The sequence below is a fragment of the Gordonia sp. i37 genome, assembly GCF_002043085.1.
Taxonomy (GTDB): Bacteria; Actinomycetota; Actinomycetes; order Mycobacteriales; family Mycobacteriaceae; genus Gordonia; species Gordonia polyisoprenivorans.
In genome coordinates this window covers 1-16,681 of the sequence record NZ_MVPX01000120.1, presented here as the reverse complement: position 1 = coordinate 16,681, position 16,681 = coordinate 1, and the positions used below count along the sequence as shown (strand labels likewise).

General features: G+C 66.2%; 17 protein-coding genes and 1 pseudogene. 10 read left to right on the top strand and 8 right to left on the bottom strand.

Features of this window, described 5'->3' with window-relative positions; all coding sequences use genetic code 11:
• Positions 1–1,594 (bottom strand): SNF2-related protein (locus tag B1964_RS05725; RefSeq protein ID WP_139765637.1); only part of this gene is annotated, 1,594 nt, incomplete at its 3' end.
• Between the two features lie 97 nt (positions 1,595–1,691).
• Between B1964_RS05725 and B1964_RS05720 the strand changes: the two genes are divergently transcribed.
• Positions 1,692–2,063 carry a helix-turn-helix transcriptional regulator gene (locus B1964_RS05720; protein ID WP_079929179.1) on the top strand — a complete coding sequence of 124 codons (372 nt, stop codon included), beginning with the start codon at positions 1,692–1,694 and terminating at the stop codon, positions 2,061–2,063.
• Between the two features lie 29 nt (positions 2,064–2,092).
• Here B1964_RS05720 and B1964_RS05715 read toward each other — a convergent pair whose 3' ends face one another.
• From B1964_RS05715 to B1964_RS05700, 4 genes are all read right to left on the bottom strand, one after another.
• A complete protein-coding gene (locus B1964_RS05715; RefSeq protein WP_079929177.1) occupies positions 2,093–2,992 on the bottom strand; it encodes an SGNH/GDSL hydrolase family protein in 900 nt (299 codons plus the stop codon).
• 115 nt (positions 2,993–3,107) lie between these two features.
• Positions 3,108–3,602 (bottom strand): transcription elongation factor GreA, encoded by a 495-nt coding sequence (gene greA, locus B1964_RS05710; protein ID WP_006372305.1) that lies wholly within the window; start codon positions 3,600–3,602, stop codon positions 3,108–3,110.
• A gap of 138 nt (positions 3,603–3,740) precedes the next feature.
• Entirely contained in the window at positions 3,741–4,493 is a 753-nt protein-coding gene (locus B1964_RS05705) for a queuosine precursor transporter (protein ID WP_014359414.1), read from the bottom strand.
• On the bottom strand, positions 4,490–4,978 hold the full coding sequence (locus B1964_RS05700) for a DUF4307 domain-containing protein (protein ID WP_006372303.1): 489 nt from the start codon (positions 4,976–4,978) through the stop codon (positions 4,490–4,492). The genes B1964_RS05705 and B1964_RS05700 overlap by 4 nt, the downstream gene beginning before the upstream one ends.
• A gap of 162 nt (positions 4,979–5,140) precedes the next feature.
• Between B1964_RS05700 and mca the strand changes: the two genes are divergently transcribed.
• The 3 genes from mca to B1964_RS05685 are packed head-to-tail and all read left to right on the top strand — an operon-like array spanning position 5,141 to position 8,410.
• Positions 5,141–6,007, top strand: coding sequence for a mycothiol conjugate amidase Mca (gene mca, locus B1964_RS05695; protein WP_006372302.1), 867 nt, complete (start codon positions 5,141–5,143; stop codon positions 6,005–6,007).
• Positions 6,004–6,324 (top strand): hypothetical protein, encoded by a 321-nt coding sequence (locus B1964_RS05690; RefSeq protein WP_006372301.1) that lies wholly within the window; start codon positions 6,004–6,006, stop codon positions 6,322–6,324. The genes mca and B1964_RS05690 overlap by 4 nt, the downstream gene beginning before the upstream one ends.
• Positions 6,325–6,373: 49 nt before the next feature.
• Positions 6,374–8,410 carry a thioredoxin domain-containing protein gene (locus tag B1964_RS05685; RefSeq protein ID WP_079929176.1) on the top strand — a complete coding sequence of 679 codons (2,037 nt, stop codon included), beginning with the start codon at positions 6,374–6,376 and terminating at the stop codon, positions 8,408–8,410.
• Positions 8,411–8,437: 27 nt separating this feature from the next.
• Here the strand turns inward: B1964_RS05685 and B1964_RS05680 are convergent, their stop codons facing one another.
• Both B1964_RS05680 and B1964_RS05675 read right to left on the bottom strand, forming a co-directional pair.
• On the bottom strand, positions 8,438–9,295 hold the full coding sequence (locus B1964_RS05680; RefSeq protein ID WP_079929178.1) for a patatin-like phospholipase family protein: 858 nt from the start codon (positions 9,293–9,295) through the stop codon (positions 8,438–8,440).
• Between the two features lie 32 nt (positions 9,296–9,327).
• Positions 9,328–9,951 (bottom strand): histidine phosphatase family protein, encoded by a 624-nt coding sequence (locus B1964_RS05675; protein ID WP_079929175.1) that lies wholly within the window; start codon positions 9,949–9,951, stop codon positions 9,328–9,330.
• A gap of 182 nt (positions 9,952–10,133) precedes the next feature.
• Here B1964_RS05675 and B1964_RS05670 point away from each other — a divergent pair, with 182 nt between their 5' ends.
• Together B1964_RS05670 and B1964_RS05665 are read left to right on the top strand one after the other, a co-directional pair.
• Positions 10,134–10,535 carry a YciI family protein gene (locus B1964_RS05670; protein ID WP_253193895.1) on the top strand — a complete coding sequence of 134 codons (402 nt, stop codon included), beginning with the start codon at positions 10,134–10,136 and terminating at the stop codon, positions 10,533–10,535.
• Positions 10,536–10,543: 8 nt separating this feature from the next.
• Entirely contained in the window at positions 10,544–11,806 is a 1,263-nt protein-coding gene (locus tag B1964_RS05665) for a sigma-70 family RNA polymerase sigma factor (RefSeq protein WP_079929173.1), read from the top strand.
• Here B1964_RS05665 and rocD read toward each other — a convergent pair whose 3' ends face one another.
• A complete protein-coding gene (gene rocD / locus B1964_RS31410) occupies positions 11,807–13,921 on the bottom strand; it encodes an ornithine--oxo-acid transaminase (RefSeq protein ID WP_079929172.1) in 2,115 nt (704 codons plus the stop codon).
• A gap of 97 nt (positions 13,922–14,018) precedes the next feature.
• On the opposite strand from rocD, the gene B1964_RS05655 reads away from it, so the two are divergent.
• From B1964_RS05655 to B1964_RS30920, 4 genes and pseudogenes are all read left to right on the top strand, one after another.
• On the top strand, positions 14,019–14,465 hold the full coding sequence (locus B1964_RS05655) for an Lrp/AsnC family transcriptional regulator (protein ID WP_079929171.1): 447 nt from the start codon (positions 14,019–14,021) through the stop codon (positions 14,463–14,465).
• Between the two features lie 224 nt (positions 14,466–14,689).
• On the top strand, positions 14,690–15,724 hold the full coding sequence (locus tag B1964_RS05650; RefSeq protein WP_079929170.1) for an alpha/beta hydrolase family protein: 1,035 nt from the start codon (positions 14,690–14,692) through the stop codon (positions 15,722–15,724).
• Positions 15,717–16,229: a hypothetical protein gene (locus B1964_RS05645; RefSeq protein ID WP_079929169.1), complete on the top strand. Its 513-nt coding sequence runs from the start codon at positions 15,717–15,719 to the stop codon at positions 16,227–16,229. Before B1964_RS05650 ends, B1964_RS05645 begins: the two co-directional genes overlap by 8 nt.
• A 309-nt stretch (positions 16,230–16,538) precedes the next feature.
• Positions 16,539–16,681 (top strand): annotated as a pseudogene (locus B1964_RS30920) (3-deoxy-7-phosphoheptulonate synthase); the annotation flags it as partial.

Below are 16,681 nucleotides of genomic sequence, written 5' to 3'. Positions count from 1 at the left end.
GGGGGGCCCCGCCATGAATCGTGAGAACGGCGTCGTCGTCGCCGAGGATGTTGCGGATCTGTCGCGCGAGATAGTCCAACGTGTCGCGGTGCTCGGTGAAAATGATGAGTTTCCGTGGTGCGCCACTCTGATCGCGGAGTAGCGATCGGTCCGAAAGTAGCGACCGTAGTTCTGCCCATTTACGGTCCACCCCGCTGTTGCGGACGCGGGTGGCCAGTGCGACGAGGTCGTCGAGTAGTGCGATTTCGACGTCGAGTTCGGCGACGGTCCGCGCTGCGGTTGCGGCATCGACCACCTCCTCCTCGATGTGCTCGTACTCCTCGGCGCTCCATTCGTCAGGGTCGTCGAACTGATCGGGACGGGGAAGTCGCAATCCGTCCTCGACCACCGAATACCGGCCTGATGCCATTTCGGTCCGTTTCGACGCGAGGCGGTCGCGGCGGCGTTCGAGACTCCGCAGGATCGCATGCGTACTCGACGCGAGGCGGCGTTGTAGCACCGTCAGCGCGAAACCCACCGTGCGGCGCTGCGGTGAATCCGAGTGTTGTTCAGCACGATTCATCTCCTCGCGTACGTAATGGGTCACCGCGTCATACAGATCGCGTTCGTCGTCGGACAATCTGTACGGCACGGTCTCGGCGATGCGCTCGGGGAAGAGTGGCCGGCCGTCGAAAGTCAGTAGGTCTTCTTTGACCATCCGACGCATCAACCCGGATGTGTCGGTGGTGGCGCCGCCTCGAGGTTGCCCCTCGAAACGATCGGGGTCGAGTAGTGAGAGAAACGCCTGGAAGTTGTCCTCACTGCCGGCGTGCGGTGTCGCGGTCATCAGCAGCAAGTGTCGGGTGATGCCACCGAGTAGTTGGCCGAGGTGGAAGCGCTTGGTCTTACGGAGTTCGCCACCCCACCAATTCGCGGACATCCGGTGCGCCTCGTCCACAACGACGAGATCCCATTCGGAGTGCGCCAGCTGCTGAAGAAGATTGTCGTCGCGCGCCAGTTGGTCCATGCGCGCGATCAGAAACGGATGTGCGGCAAACGGATCGCCGTCGACACTGGCGTCGATGAGGTCTCGTGACAGCAGAGTTGTGGAAATCCCGAACTTGCTGTCGAGCTCGTCCTGCCACTGGTCGACAAGACCGCCCGGTGCAACGATCAGCATTCGTGCGAGATCGCCACGGAGGATGAGCTCCTTGGCGTAGAGGCCGGCCATCACGGTCTTGCCAGCGCCGGGGTCATCTGCAAGGAGGAATCGCAGCGGCATTCTGGGTAGCAGCTCGCCGTAGACAGCACGGATCTGGTGCGGAAGAGGTGAAATGTCACTCGTCGCGATCGCCAGCATCGGATCATGCGCTCCGGCCATGCGGATGCGAAGTGCTTCGGCGGCAAGCTTGAACTGAATGGGATCGGCGGTGAACGACCATGGCGAGGCGACGTCGTCAGCGGCAGTGATCGTCGATCCGAGTTCGTCGGCGAAGACCATCTCGGCGTCGACTGAACCGTCCGCGTCGCGAACGACGATCGATGCCGCCGAGTCTCCCAGCCGATTCACCGAGACCAGTTCAACTGGGCCCGACCACCGCCCCTGTAGTCGCATCCCCGCAACCAGGTCGTCGATTCTCACGGTCTACACACTCCTCGAAGGCACATCATGTTGTGCAGACAATACGTTGTGCGTCGGACAGATTGGGTTCGTGCCGGCGAACGAACGAGGACCCCTCGAGTGGGGAACCTACGGGGACTCGTTCGCGCATCGTCTCCGCATCATCCGAAAGGAGCGGGGGCTGTCGCAGGAACAAGTGGCGCATCGAAGCGGAATGCATCGCAACCAGATCTCTAATCTGGAACGCAACACCAGCAATCGGGAACCGTTCATTGCTGATCCGCAGTTGTCGACGGTGTACCGACTGGCTCAGGCTCTGGAGGTCACTCCGCGATTACTCATTCCCGATGGGGACACCGCAGTGCATCAGCGCTCTCCGGAGCAAGAGAGTCGAGCAGCCGAGTCACGAGTCGAGGCAGAACTCAGACGACTCCTCGATGAACAGGGTTCGGGTGCGAACTGATCACGCCTCGATCCCTGTGCGCGAAGCCCTCAGCGACCCAGACCCAGCGCACCGGCAGCGATCGAGGCCAACTCCCGCTCGCCCAACGCATTCGGATGGACCGGAACGATTTGCTGGGTGGTCAGGATCGGTTCGATCCAGCGGGTCCCGACCGGCTTGCAACTGTCGTGGCCGACCGACGGGGTGGTGGCGTCGACGAAGGTCACACCGGTCTCGGTGGCCGCGCGTCGAATCGCGTCGTTGAGCGTTGCCTGGATGTCGTAGGTGTAGGCGACATCGCCTGCGGCGACCGGGAACGCGGGACAGGGCTCGTAGGTGGCCGGCATGATCCACGGATAGCTGATCACCGCAACGCGAGCACGTGGTGCCGTGGTGCGAACCGCCCTCATGGCCTTCACCAGCTTCGGAAAGGTCTGTGTCCGAATCTCATTCGCGATGGAGTCGCCGTAGGTGTCCTTGCACGGTGCGCCGCGGCCCAGGGTGGTCGCAGCGGCAGCGAGGCACTTGCCCACGGTCCCGGCGAAGACCATTCCGTCGTTGCCGCCGATCATGAAGGTGACCAGGTCGGTGCCGGGGCCCAGAGCGTCGAGTTGTGGATGCAGGCCTGGATATTGGACTGTGAAGAAGTCGTCGGTGGTGGCGCCGCCGCAACTGACGTCGGTGAGGTGATAGCCGAACCGTTGCGCGATGAGATGCGAGTAGTTGTCGGCCGATTGTGCGCATTGCTCGAGGGTGCCCGGTGCCGTCGGCACGACACCGGAACCGGCGGAGTAACTGTCGCCGAGATTCACGTAGGTCAGCGCAGAGGTGGTCGGCGCAGAGGTCGGTCCAGGGGTGGCGAGGGCAGGTCCGGCGCCCATCAACGCGGCCGCGACGACGGCGGATGCGATGAGGCCCCCGACCCTGCGTGCGCGTACATGCAGGTTCACGCCGAATGTTGTAACACGTTCTCGTTCGCCACGTGGCCGGATCAGCGCACCCGGAAACGACGATCGCGGCCGTCCGGTGAGGACGGCCGCGATCGCAGATCTCGGGATGAACCGGTCAGCTGTGGTAGGGCTCGGCCTTGACCAGCGTCACCTTCACCGTCGCTCCGCTGGGGACGGTGTATTCGCGGGTTTCGCCGACCTTGGTGTCGATCAGCGCAGCGCCCAGTGGTGAGCTGGGGGAGTAGGTCTCCAGCTTCCCGCCCTGAGCGCCTTCCTCGCGGGTGGCGATCAGGAAGGTTTCGGTGTCGTTCTCGTCACCGTCGTAGTAAACGGTCACGACCGATCCGGGCAGCGCAACACCCGACTGGGTGGGTGCCTCGCCGACCTTGGCGTTGTTCAGGAGTTCCTGCAGCTGGCGGATACGCGCTTCCTGCTGGCCCTGCTCTTCGCGGGCAGCGTGGTAGCCGCCGTTCTCCTTGAGGTCACCCTCTTCACGACGCTCGTTGATCTCCGCAGCAATGACCGGACGGTTGGCGATCAGGGAATCCAGCTCGCCCTTGAGGCGGTCGTAGGACTCCTGGGTCAGCCAGGTCACCTGGGTGTCGGTCATCGGTCACTCCTTTGTGTTGTCCGCGCCCTGTCGCGATGTCTTCACGATGGGCATGTGGACTGCTCTAAATGCAGCAACACGACCCCTTGCGGAGCCGTGTATCCGTCTAGGGTACCAGCGAATGAGATCGAACGCACATCACGACGGGGTCGCGCGTGCCTCCGCGAGAGCTGCCACATAAGAGGGCTCGGCCTTTTTCAGCCACGCGCACACCAGGTATGTGATGGGCATGATGATGATTTCGACCAACGTCTTCCACAAGAATCCGACGATCGTGTAGTTCCAGAAGTCACCCCAGGTCGAGATGCCCAGCGCCGAGGCGGCGACCGAACAGAACACGAGGGTGTCGGCGAATTCGCCGACGACGGTCGAGCCGAGCAGCCGCGCCCACAGTCGTCGCTCTCCGGCTCGTTCCTTCATCTTCACCAGGACAAAGGAATTGAGGAATTCGCCGGCGAGATATCCGAGTAGTCCGGCCAACAAGAACTGTGGTACCACCCCGGCGACGGCTTTGAACGATTCCTGATTGGAATAAAACGGGGCCGCCGGAAGGTGAATGGTCAGCCAGAAGCACGCGGAGGCGATGAGCAGGACGACGAATCCGGCGAGAATCACCCGACGCATGGTTTTGAAGCCGTACACCTCGCTGATGACGTCGCCGAGCACATAGGCGAGGGGGAACAGATAGAAAGCGCCGTCGGTGACCAAGCCGTTGAGGTGAAAGGGGCCGAGATCGAGATGCAACCACTGGTCGAACAGCAGCACACCTTTGGTGCCGGTGATGTTGCTGATGAGCATGACCCCGACGAACAGCGCGGTCAGCATCGGTAGATAGTGGCTCGTCACGGTCGCGAAGACCGCGCGGTTGGTACGCGTGTCGGTCGCGGTCATCCGGCCGATCCTGCCGACGGCGGAGCGGTGAGATAGGCGGGCACGCTGGTCGAGCAGCCGAACACCTCACCGATCACCGGTGGCTCGGAGGTCTTCACCTCGACCCGGTGTCCTTCTTGCACTTGTCCGGGGCCGATCAGGACCTCGCGGCGTCCGGTCTCCGACCCGTCCTTGGAGCGGGCGCGGATGACACAGGCGACCGGCTGTGACGGGTCGGCCCGGTTCACGGTGAACTGCACCGCCACGGTCGACGAGTTGAGGATGTCGTATCCGGTGGCCTGACCGGAGACGTCCGGATCGGCGAATTTGTGGTAGCCGATGACCGCGAGGATGACGCCGACGACCACGACGAGCACCGACAGTGCGATGAACCACAGTCGACGGCTCGACGCCGATTGTGCGACGGGATAGGTCGCCCGCGGGCCGCTCTGCGGGCGATCCTGCAGGTCGGAGCCCGGTGGCGTGCCCCCGTCTGAACTGTTCACGGGTCAATACCTACCATGAGAGAAGTACCGACCCGAAGGCGAGGAACCGTGCGCGAGACCCACACCGCCGAATCCCACCCGTCGACATCGTCGACCCAGGGTGCCGGCGCGTCGACGCCGACCGGGGTTGTCACGACGTCGTCGGGTGGTGGATTCCGATTGATGGCGGTGCATGCCCACCCCGACGACGAATCCAGCAAGGGCGCGGCGACGTCGGCGAAATACGCCGCGGAGGGCAACGACGTTCTGATCGTGACGCTGACCGGTGGTGAGCGCGGTGACATCCTCAACCCGGCGATGGATCGCCCGGGCGTCAAGGAGCGGATGAGTGAGGTTCGCAAGGAAGAGATGGCCAAGGCCGCCGCGGCGCTCGGTGTGCAGCAGCGGTGGCTCGGCTTCGTCGACTCCGGGCTACCCGAGGGCGATCCGCCGCCGCCATTGCCGGAGGGGTCGTTCGCCACCCTGCCGCTCGAGGTGCCCACCGAAGCGCTCGTGAAGCTCGTCCGCGAGTTCCGGCCGCACGTGATGATCACCTACGACGAGCGCGGCGGATACCCCCATCCCGACCACATCATGTGCCACAAGGTGTCGGTCGCCGCGTTCGAGTCCGCCGGTGACCCCGACGCCTATCCCGGGACCGGTGAACCGTGGACCGTCTCGAAGCTGTACTACACCCACGGCTTCATCCGGGACCGGATGATCCTGTTCTCCGACGAGTTCGAACGCCACGGGCAGGAGAGCCCGTTCAAGGAATGGCTGAGCAAGTGGGATTCCAGCCGCGGCGACCTGATGGCGCGGGTGACCACCCAGGTCGAGTGCGGCAAGTACTTTCCCCAGCGTGACGACGCGTTGCGCGCGCACGCCACCCAGATCGACCCGAACGGGATGTTCTTCGCCGTCCCGCTCGAGTGGCAGCAGCGTCTGTGGCCGACCGAGGAGTTCGAGCTGGCGCAGACCCGGGTGACCACCTCGATTCCCGAGAGCGATCTGTTCGCCGGGGTCGAGGCGAACAGCGAGGTATCCCGATGACTTCTGTTTCGATCGCCGCCGGGGTGCACAGCGTGCTCCTGGCCGCCGACCAGCAGCCCCAGGGGCCCGAGTTCGGCAAGGCCTCACCGCTGGGTCTGCTGATCATCATCCTGCTGCTGATCTGCACGGCCCTGCTCATCTGGTCGATGAACCGGCAACTGCGCAAGCTGCCCAAGACCTTCGACACCGAGCACCCCGAAGCCGATCAGGCCTTCGACGAGGGCACCGATTCGGCTGGCCCCACGACGCCGCAGTCGCTGGGCGACGTGAACGCCATCGGTGACGCGGGTACGGCGAGGAAGCCGGCCGACACCTGACCCGGCAGGTGGATCGTCGGACACCCGAGCACCGGATGCGAGGACACCGATGACCAGTGAGTCCAGCGCAGCGCGCAATGAGCTCGGCGCGGCGACCAGCCCCTATCTCCGTCAGCACGCCGACAACCCCGTGCATTGGCGGGAATGGGGTGACGGCGCGCTCGCCGAGGCTGCCCGTCGTGATGTCCCGGTCCTGTTGTCGGTCGGGTACGCCGCATGCCACTGGTGTCATGTGATGGCGCACGAATCGTTCGAGGACGAGGCGACCGCCGCACAGATGAACGCCGAGTTCGTGTGTATCAAGGTCGACCGTGAAGAGCGGCCCGACATCGACGCGATCTACATGAACGCCACCGTCGCGATGACCGGGCAGGGTGGTTGGCCGATGACCTGCTTTCTCACGCCCGGCGGGGAGCCGTTCTATTGCGGCACGTACTTTCCGGACTCGCCGCGCAACGGCATGCCATCGTTTCGGCAACTCCTCACCGCCATCACCGAGGCGTGGACGCAGCGGCGCGACGAGGTCTCCGATGTCGGGCGCAAGGTCCGAGATCATCTGCACGCCAATGCCGCGGCGTTACCGTCCGGGGCGCTCGAGGTCGACGACCGGCTCCTCGCGCACGCGGTGAACACGGTCCTCGGTGACGAGGACCGGGAGTCCGGCGGATTCGGCGGAGCGCCGAAGTTCCCGCCGTCGGCGTTGCTCGAAGCACTGCTCCGGCACACCGAATACACCGGAACGCCCGAGGCGCTCGACGCGGCTCACCGCACGTGTGAAGCCATGGCGCGCGGCGGTATTCACGACCAGCTCGCCGGCGGGTTCGCCCGCTACGCGGTCGACAACGACTGGGTGGTCCCGCACTTCGAGAAGATGCTCTACGACAACGCGCAGCTGTTGCGGGTGTACGCGCATCTGGCCCGGATCACCGGCGATCCCCTGGCCACCCGCGTCACCGGAGAGATCGTGGAGTTCCTACGACGGGACCTGCGGGTGCCCGGGGGCTTCGCGTCCGCACTCGACGCCGACGCCGCCGGCGTCGAAGGATCGACCTACGTGTGGACGCCGACACAACTGACCGAGGTGCTCGGCGATGCCGACGGCCATTGGGCTGCAGAACTTTTCGGTGTGACCGAGTCGGGGACCTTCGAGCACGGTACGTCGACCCTGCAGTTCCGGCTCGACCCCGACGGATTCGACACCTCAGCCGTCCGAGAGCGATTCGACGACGTGCGCCGACGGCTGCTGGCCGCGCGCGCCGATCGGCCCCAGCCGGCCCGCGACGACAAAGTGGTCACCGGCTGGAACGCGATCGCCGTCACCGCCCTTGCGGAGGCCGGCACGGGGCTCGGTCATCCGGAATGGATCGACCTCGCACGCGAGGTTGCCGTGACGCTGCTCGCCGAGCACGTCCGAGACGGTCGACTGCGCCGGGCCTCGCTCGGTGGCGTCGTCGGCGATCCTGTTGCCGCACTGGATGATCACGCAGCGCTGGTCACCGCGCTGCTGACCCTGCATCAGGTGACCGGGGAGATCTCCCATCGGGATCACGCCCTGGAACTCTTGGACATCACGATCGAGATCTTCGCCGATGCCGACGAGCCGGGAAGCTGGTACGACGCGGCGGGTACCGACCTGATCGCACGACCCCGCGACCCGATCGACGGGGCCACTCCCGCAGGTGCCTCACTGCTGGCCGAGGCCCTGCTCGCCGCGTCGGCTCTGGCCGACACCGTTCCCGCCGCGCGCTATGCGGAGCTCCTCGACGCCACCCTCGGCCGCGGAGCAGTGCTGTTGGCCAAACTTCCGCGCTCGGCCGGCCAGTGGCTTGCGGTGACACAGGCGCGCGTCGCCGGGCCACTGCAGATCGCCGTGTCCCAGACGCCGGGCAGTACCGGGGCACTCGCCGGCCTCGCGCGGACGGTCGCGCCCGGCGGATCGATCATCGTTGCCGGTCAACGGGATTCGCTGCCGTTACTGGAAGACCGCGGGCCCGTCGGGAATGTCGATGCCGCCTATGTGTGCAGAGGTACGGTGTGTGATCTCCCGGTCACCGACGGGCAGGCGCTGCGCGCTGCGTTGGGGTGATCGGGCTGCGAGGTGCGAGTCGCATCATCACATCGCCGCCGACCACTCCGACGACGTGAGCGCGAGGACGCCGTCGTCGTAGCCGAGAACCGCTGCCACACCACGGATGTCGGGATCAAGGGGGTTGGTTCCGAAACCGGCTGCCGAACGTTGCGACGGGGTGATCACGCGCGCTGCGGCCAGGACGGTCGCGACCTGCGGGGCGACGGTATCGGGATCGTCGAGCATCGGCGCGATGACGATGACCTCGTCGAATCCGGCGGCCAGGTGGGCGTTGGTGGGTGAGAACGATCCGCCGTCGATGTATTCGGCGCCGCCGATGGTGACGGTCGGCCAGATCCCCGGTACGGCGCAACTCGCGGTCACCGCATCGGTCAGGTCGACGCCCGCGACGGATCGCGCTCCGTCGGGCACCGCGCGCTCCTCAGCGGTGAAGACCGTCAGCTCGCCATCCTCGCGCAGTGCGGTGATCTGCAGGTTCTCCGGCCAGATCTCGGAGGTGTAGCGACCGCGGACCGCGGCCCGACGGCTGCCGGGCTCCGTGCCGGCGTGAGTGTGTGACAGTTCGACGAATCGCCGGGCCCGCTCGGCGCGCGGTGCGCCGGACGACGCCACCTCGAAGAACGCCTCGAGCGCCGAGGCGACGTCGCCCTCGGGTGTCAGTTCGTCATTGCGTCGAGACGCGCGCACCATGATGTCGAATTGGTCGGCAGCCGAGCCTGATTGAAGAATGGCGGTACCGACGGCCGATCCCGCGGACGTGCCGATCACTGCTGCGGCGTCTCCGAGGCGCAGCGCACCGGCCTCCTCCAATGCCGCGAGTACGCCGGTCATCCAGCCGATACCGACCAGACCGCCACCGCCGAGCACGATTGCTGTCGCCATCACCGGTCTCCTCTCAGATCCCTCCGGACTTGTCAGATCGAGGTGGGTTTCGCCCATTCGCCCACGGGCCCACGCAATTCGGACAATCGGCGATCGCCGCCCGCCTCGGCGAGCAGGGCCGAACCCGCGGGCCGCAGGTCGATGTCGGCGCCTTGGCTGATGGGCCATCGCAGGAATCGGCAGATGAACGACCGCGAGAAATGCCCATGCGACACCACCACCACATCGCTTGAGCCAAGCTGACTTTCGACTCGATCGACGGCGGCGTCGACTCGTCTGGTCATGTCCGCGACCGATTCGCCACCGGGTGCGCCGTGGGTCCAGATCGCCCACGTCGGATCGTGATCTGCCTGGATCTGCACGCGGGTCAACCCCTCGTAGTCGCCGTAGTCCCACTCTGCGAACAGCTCGCTGGTCTCATCGACGGTGAGGCCGGCGAGTTCGGCGGTCCGCTGGGCGCGGCGTCGGGGAGAGGCGAACACGAACGGCTGGTGCAGGCCGATGCGCTCGGTGATGCCCTTCAGTGCCGCGGCATCCTGCTCACCTTTCGCGGTCAGGTCGATGTCGGTGCGACCGGTGTGCTGATCGGACAGCGACCATTCGGTCTGTCCATGGCGGATGAGCAGGACACGGCGGCGGGTGCGATCGGTGGACACGCGACTCAGCGTAGTCGTCACCTGCCGGTGCCCGACGTCATCGACAAGAGCCGCAGGAGATTTCTTTTTCGGCGAGTTGTCGAAGTGCGCGTTCCATTTCGTCATAGGGGTGATCGCGCCGCTCGGATGCGATCATGGATCCGGCGAACGGCGTCGGATCGCACCCGATGAGAGGAATCGACATGCAGTATCTTCTGGCGATCACCACCGACGAGAGCGTTCCGCGACCCGCACCCGGCGAGCCCGGATTCGACGAGATGCGGCAGGCGTTCGCGAGCTACGGGAGGGCGCTGGCCGCAGCCGGGGTGCTGTGCGACGGGGGAAGTCTGCAGCCCAGCGCGTCGGCGACGACGCTGCGTCTGACCCTGGGGGACAAGCCCACGGTGACCGACGGTCCGTACACCGAGTCCAAGGAACAACTCGCCGGGTACTACCGGATCGAGGTCGACGACCTCGACGCGGCGCTGGAATGGGCCGGCAGGATTCCGGTCCCGTTCGGCGTCGTCGAGATCCGCCCGATCCTGCTGGTCCCGGGCCCCGACGGAACCCCCGCCCCGGTCGGCGACGCGGCTACGACGGGATAGCCGCTGTCGTGACCGACGATCCGGTCGGGGTCGCGGTGACCCGCGTGGCGCGTGAGGAGAGCGGGCGCCTGCTCGCTCTCCTCGCCGCCCGGTACGACGACGTCGACCTCGCCGACGACTGCGTCCAGGAGGCGTTGCTCAAGGCGATCGGGGCGTGGCGCCGCACCGGAATCCCCGACAACCCGACCGCATGGATCCACACCGTGGCCCGCAACGCGATGGTCGACGCGCTGCGCAGGCGCGCCGCCGATCGGCGACGGCTGGCGTCGGCGGCGCGAGATCTCGTGGCCGCGGATGAGATCGGCCCCTCGAGCCCGGAGCCGATCGTCGACGAGAGCGCCGTTCCCGACGAGCGGCTTCGCCTCATGTTCCTGTGTTGCCATCCCGCACTGGACCTCTCGGCGCAGACGGCGTTGACGCTTCGGCTGGTCGGTGGATTGACCACGGCCGAGATCGCCGCAGCCTTCGGTGTCACCGAAGCGACTCTGGCGCAACGTATCGTGCGGGCCAAACGCAAGATCCGCCAGGCCCGCATACCGCTGCGGGTACCCACCGATCTCGACGATCGGGTCGCCGCGCTCCTCGGGGTTCTCTATCTGATCTTCAACGAGGGCTATCTCGCCTCCGCGGTCGATGCCCCGGCATTGGTCCGCGTCGACCTCGCCGCGGAGGCGATACGGCTGACCGAGACGTTGGCGATGCTGCTGCCCGACGACGGAGAAGTTGCCGGGCTGCTCGCACTCGAGCTGTTCCAGCATTCCAGGGCGGCAGCACGCACCGACGACGGCGGTGGTCTCGTCACTCTGGATTGCCAGGACCGGACCCGTTGGGACACCGGGATGATCGGTCGGGCGCAACACCATCTCCGGGAGGCGGTGGCGCGCCCGGGTGTTGGACCCTACCGCTTGCAGGCGCTGATCGCCGGCATCCATGCACGAGCCGCCGGCAGCGCCGACACCGACTGGGGTGTCATCGTCGAGATCTACCGGATACTCGAACGGTTGACCCCCGGCCGGTTCGTCGCGTTGAACAGTGCGATCGCTCTCGCGATGCACGAGGGACCGGAGGCCGGACTGGCCGCCCTCGATCGTATCGACGGGCTCGACACCCACCATCTGTGGCATGCGGCCCGCGCCGAACAGTACGACAAGCTCGATCGGCGAGAGGAGTCCGTCGAATCCTTCTCTCGAGCACTGGAATTCGTACGCAACCCGGCAGAGCGACGGCACCTGGAGCGGCGACTGGAGCAGGTGCGGGGGATCGAGTGGTGATCAACCGCGTAGTGCGAGGGCGAATCGTTCGATCATCCAGTCGATCTCGTCGTGGGTGATCACCAGCGGCGGCGCAAACCGGATCGTCGAGGAGTGGGTGTCCTTGGCGAGCACACCCCACTGCGCGAGCCGTAGACAGATCTCCTTGCCGGTTCCGAGCTGCGGGTCGATGTCGAGGCCTGCCCACAAACCCTTGCCGCGCACGGCGAGGACGCCGCGGCCCACGAATTCGCGCAGCCGTGTGTGCAGGTGCTCACTGAGGTCCGCGGCGCGCGCCTGCCAGGTCCCGTCGGCGAGCATGCGCACCACGGTGTGACCGACCGCTGCCGCCAACGGGTTTCCGCCGAAGGTCGACCCGTGCTCACCGGGATGCAGGACCCCGAGCACGTCGGTGTCGGCGACGACCGCCGACACCGGGAGTACGCCGCCACCGAGCGCTTTGCCCAGGGTGTAGACGTCGGGGACGACGTCCCAGTGTTGACATGCGAAGGTCTTTCCGGTGCGGCCGAGCCCGGATTGGATCTCGTCGGCGATCATCAGGACGTCATGATCGGTGCACAACCGGCGCACGGCGGGCAGGTAGCCCTCGGGCGGCACGATGATGCCGGCCTCGCCCTGGATCGGCTCGACGAGCACGGCGACGGTGTGGTCGGTGATCGCCGCGGCCATCGCGTCCACATCGCCGAACGGGACCCGCACGAAACCCGGTGTGTACGGACCGAATCCGTCGCGTGCGGAGTCGTCGTCGCTGAAGCTGATGATGCTGATGGTTCGCCCGTGGAAGTTGCCGCCGGCGACGATGATCTCGGCGGCACCCGCAGGAACCCCCTTGACGTCGTAGCCCCACTTGCGGGCCACCTTCAGTGCGGACTCCACCGCCTCGGCGCCGGTGTTCATCGGCAGCACGAGGTCCTTCTCGCACAGGGCCGCCAGCGCTGCGCAGAACGGTTCGAGTTGATCGGACCCGAAGGCGCGGCTGGTCAAGGTCAGACGATGGAGTTGTTCGGTTGCCGCCGCGACGATCTCCGGATTGCGGTGACCGAAGTTCACTGCCGAGTAAGCGCCGAGACAATCGAGATACCGGTATCCGTCGACGTCGGTGATCCACGCGCCCTCCGCGGTGGCCGCGACCACCGGCAGCGGTGAATAGTTGTGGGCCACATGAGGTTCGGGCGACGATTCGAGATGTCGGGGTGCCCCGATGGTGTTCGGTCCGGTCATGAGTGCCTCCGATGCGGACTGCCCGGCGTCGGCGACCGGGCGCAATTCCAGTGTGCAGCATTTGATGCCGCCACCACCCTTGAGGAGTTCGGACAGATCGAGGGTGATCGGTTCGAATCCGGCACGACGGATCTGCGACTCCAGATGTGGTGCGGCGTCGGTCATCACGACATGACGGCCGTCGGAGACCAGGTTCAGTCCGAGGACCTGTGCGTCGGCATCGCTGGCGATGATGGCGTCGGGATGGAGTTCGGCGAGCAGGCGGCGAGAGGCCGCCGAGAAGGCCGGCGGGTAATAGGCGATGGTGCGCTCGTCGAGCACCCCCAGGGCGGTGTCGAGGTGGTAGAAGCGCGGGTCGACGAGGTCGAGGGTGATCACCGGCAGACCGGTCAGTGCGGCGATCTCGGCATGGGTGTCGGGGTGGGTGCGGAAGCCGGTGCCTGCGAGGATGCGGTCGCCGACGACGAGGAAGTCGCCCTCGCCCTCCTGCACCCCGGTGGTCTGGTGGACCTGACGGATTCCCGCGGTGCGGAACCACCGTGCGTAATGCCCGGCCTCGGCCGCCCGTTCCGGGAAGGTGAAGCGGGCCGCGATCGCTGTGCCGTCGACGACCAGGCCGCCGTTGGCGGCATAGACCATGTCCGGCAGACCCGGCTGCGCATCGACCGTGTGGACGGTGTGGCCGAGGGCTTCGTAGGTGCGGCGCAGGCATTCCCATTGCACCATCGCGCGGTCGGAATCGACACCGACCGACGGATTCATCCATGGATTGATCGCATAGGTGACGGTGAAATGCGTCGGCGGGGTCATCGCATAGGAGCGTGTGCGCGCCACCCTCGCCGGGAATCCGGTGGTGGCTGGGCGCACAGAGACATCGGGGGTCGTCAGCGTCATGAATCGAGCGTATGCTCGCGCATCGTTGCAATCAATCGACGAAAATTGCGCACATGATGAAGATTTCGTGCGTCGGTGTCGAGGAAGGATCGATACGTTGCGTGCACTCGACGAACTGGACGAGAAGGTGCTGGCGTGTCTCACCCGGGATGCGCGCGCGACCTATGCGCAGATCGGTGATGAGGTCGGGCTCTCGGCGCCGGCGGTCAAGCGGCGAGTCGACCGCCTCGTCGACGACGGCGTGATCAAGGGATTCACCACGGTGGTCGACCCGGCGGCGATGCAGTGGACCACCGAGGCCTATGTGCAGATCTTCTGCCGCGGCAACATCTCGCCGGAGATCCTCAAGGAGTCGTGGGAACCCATTCAGGAGGTCGTCAGTGCGGCCACCATCACCGGGCAGGCCGACGCGATCCTGCGGATCATGGCCCGCGACGTGCATCACCTCGAGCAGGCGCTCGAACGAATCCGGCAGGCCGGTGGCGTCGATCGCACCGAATCGATCATCGTGCTCAGTCATCTCATCGACCGCGGCCATCCCTGATCGAGGTTTGTCGGGTATCAACCGATGGTCACGTTTGGGGTGTACCCATTCAGTCCCATCGGCGGTGTAGGTTGACTCCGACGGTGACAAATGTTGTGCCACTGGGAAGTTCGTCCGATTTGTCGCGGAGGTCGGTGCGCGAAATCGGTAACGGGGGCGGCGTATTCGCCGATAGTCGTCATGAGTTGTGGCAGAGATGAAGTGCTGTCGACGGGAGTGGGTAGATGGTGAGAGGTGTTCGGGCGGGCGCGAAGTGGCGTCGCCGATCGGTCCGGTCGGTGAGCGCCAGGGCGTTCACCGTGGTGCTGGCCGCGGTGAGTGTCGGGGTGTTGTCGGTCATCGGCCAGGGCGTCGCGCAGGCGGCACCCCCGGCGCAGACCTGGTGGATCAATTCGTGCGGCATGCCGACGCAAAGCCCTGGCGGACCGCCCAATTCGGTCAAAGTGCGCGCCTGGACGCGACCACAGAACACCAAGACCGTCGTCCTGCTCGACGGTCTTCGGGCCACCAACGATCTCAGCGGGTGGGAACACAACACGCACATCCAGGATCTCGCCGACCGCGGCGTCAATGTCGTTGAGCCGGTTGGGGGTTACGAGAGCTTCTACACGAACTGGGACACACCTGACAATTTCAGCCGGCAGAGCTACACCTACGAGTGGGGATGTGTGATCAGTCGGAGTCTGGTCGCCGTGATGGACGCGCACGGGTTGCGCGGGCCGTCGGGCCACTACGCGATCATGGGGATCTCGATGAGCGGTAGCTCGGCGTTGATCACCGCCGCCGACGATCACCGCGACTTCGACGCGGCCGGGTCGCTGTCGGGTCTGCTCAACACCACCGCCCCCGGCGTGCGTGAAGCGATTCGGGTCGCGATGATCTTTCCCGCGATCGACGGGGGCACCCCGGCGATGAACGTCGACGCCATGTGGGGCCCGCCGTGGTCGACTCGCTGGCTCGACAACGATCCGCTGGTGCAGATCGGCAAGATGCGTGGACTGCGACTGTTCCTCTATACCGGCAGCGGTATCCCGGGCTACACCGCGACCGCAGGCGCTGTCCTGACCGATCCGGCGCTGATCATCGAAGGGGTGCCGCTGGAGGTGCTCTCCTCGGCGCTGACGCACACCTTCGACGTGCAGGCGATGATCAACGGGGTGCCCGTCATGACCGACTTCCCGGTCTCGGGGATGCACGACTGGCCTTACTGGCAGGACGCGGTCAACAACGCCTTCGCGAGAGGGTTCTTCCATGCGTGACCCCGACGGCACGGATCGTCGATACCGGTCGACGCCGTGGACCCTGGTCGGGGTGGGGTGTTTCGGACTGGTGTTGTTCGTCGCCGGCTGCGCCCAGTCCGACAACGGCACCACCGTCAACGCATCGAGGACGTCGGCGTCGGTGAGTTCGGTGACGGCGACCAGTCCGGTGTCGGCCGCCGCCGGGTCGGCGTCGACCGCCGCAACGACCCAGGCGCCGCCACCGACACCGGTGACCCTGCCCAGCGCGGGCACCGCCGAGACGGTGGCGCCGCCGCCGACATCCGCGCGCACCGCCTTCCTGAACTCGCTGCGCGCGAAGGGGATCGACATCGACGCCGACACCGCGGTGTCGCTCGGGTCGTCGGTCTGCCGGGTTCGCAAGACCGGCGGCGAGGACGCGGCGCGCACGTTCGCGGCGCCGGTGATGAAGCAGGCCATGGGCGCCGAGCCCTCCGACGCACAGGTCGCGGCGTTGGTCGACTCCGCGGGCGGGCTCTGCTGAGCGGGTGGGCTCTGCCGAGCGGCGGCCCGGGTATCCGATCGGGTGCCTCGCAGGCGGTCGTTGGGTCCGGACCGCGGCCCGTGGTAGCCTCGCTGTCGTGATCAGCACCGTGCGCGCCTATTGGCGTTTCTTTATCGAGGCTCCGGGTGAGCCTGCGATGAAGCGCTGATCGCGCCGCACGCCACATCCCGGAGCCCCGAGCAGTGACCACCAGGTCACTGCTCTTGTCATGTCAGGGGCTTTCCGGCGACCACGATGCGGGCGGGCCCAGCCGACAACCAGGGCCCACAACCCGCGAAAGGCATACCAGTGACCACCCTCGGAGATCTCTCCCGAACTCCCGCCGACCGCTCTCTTTCGGCTGAATCGACCTCGGACCGCCGGATCCGCTCGTTCCGGTCGATCCCGTCGCCGGACACCATTCGCACCGAATTGCCACTGACCGCGCGGCG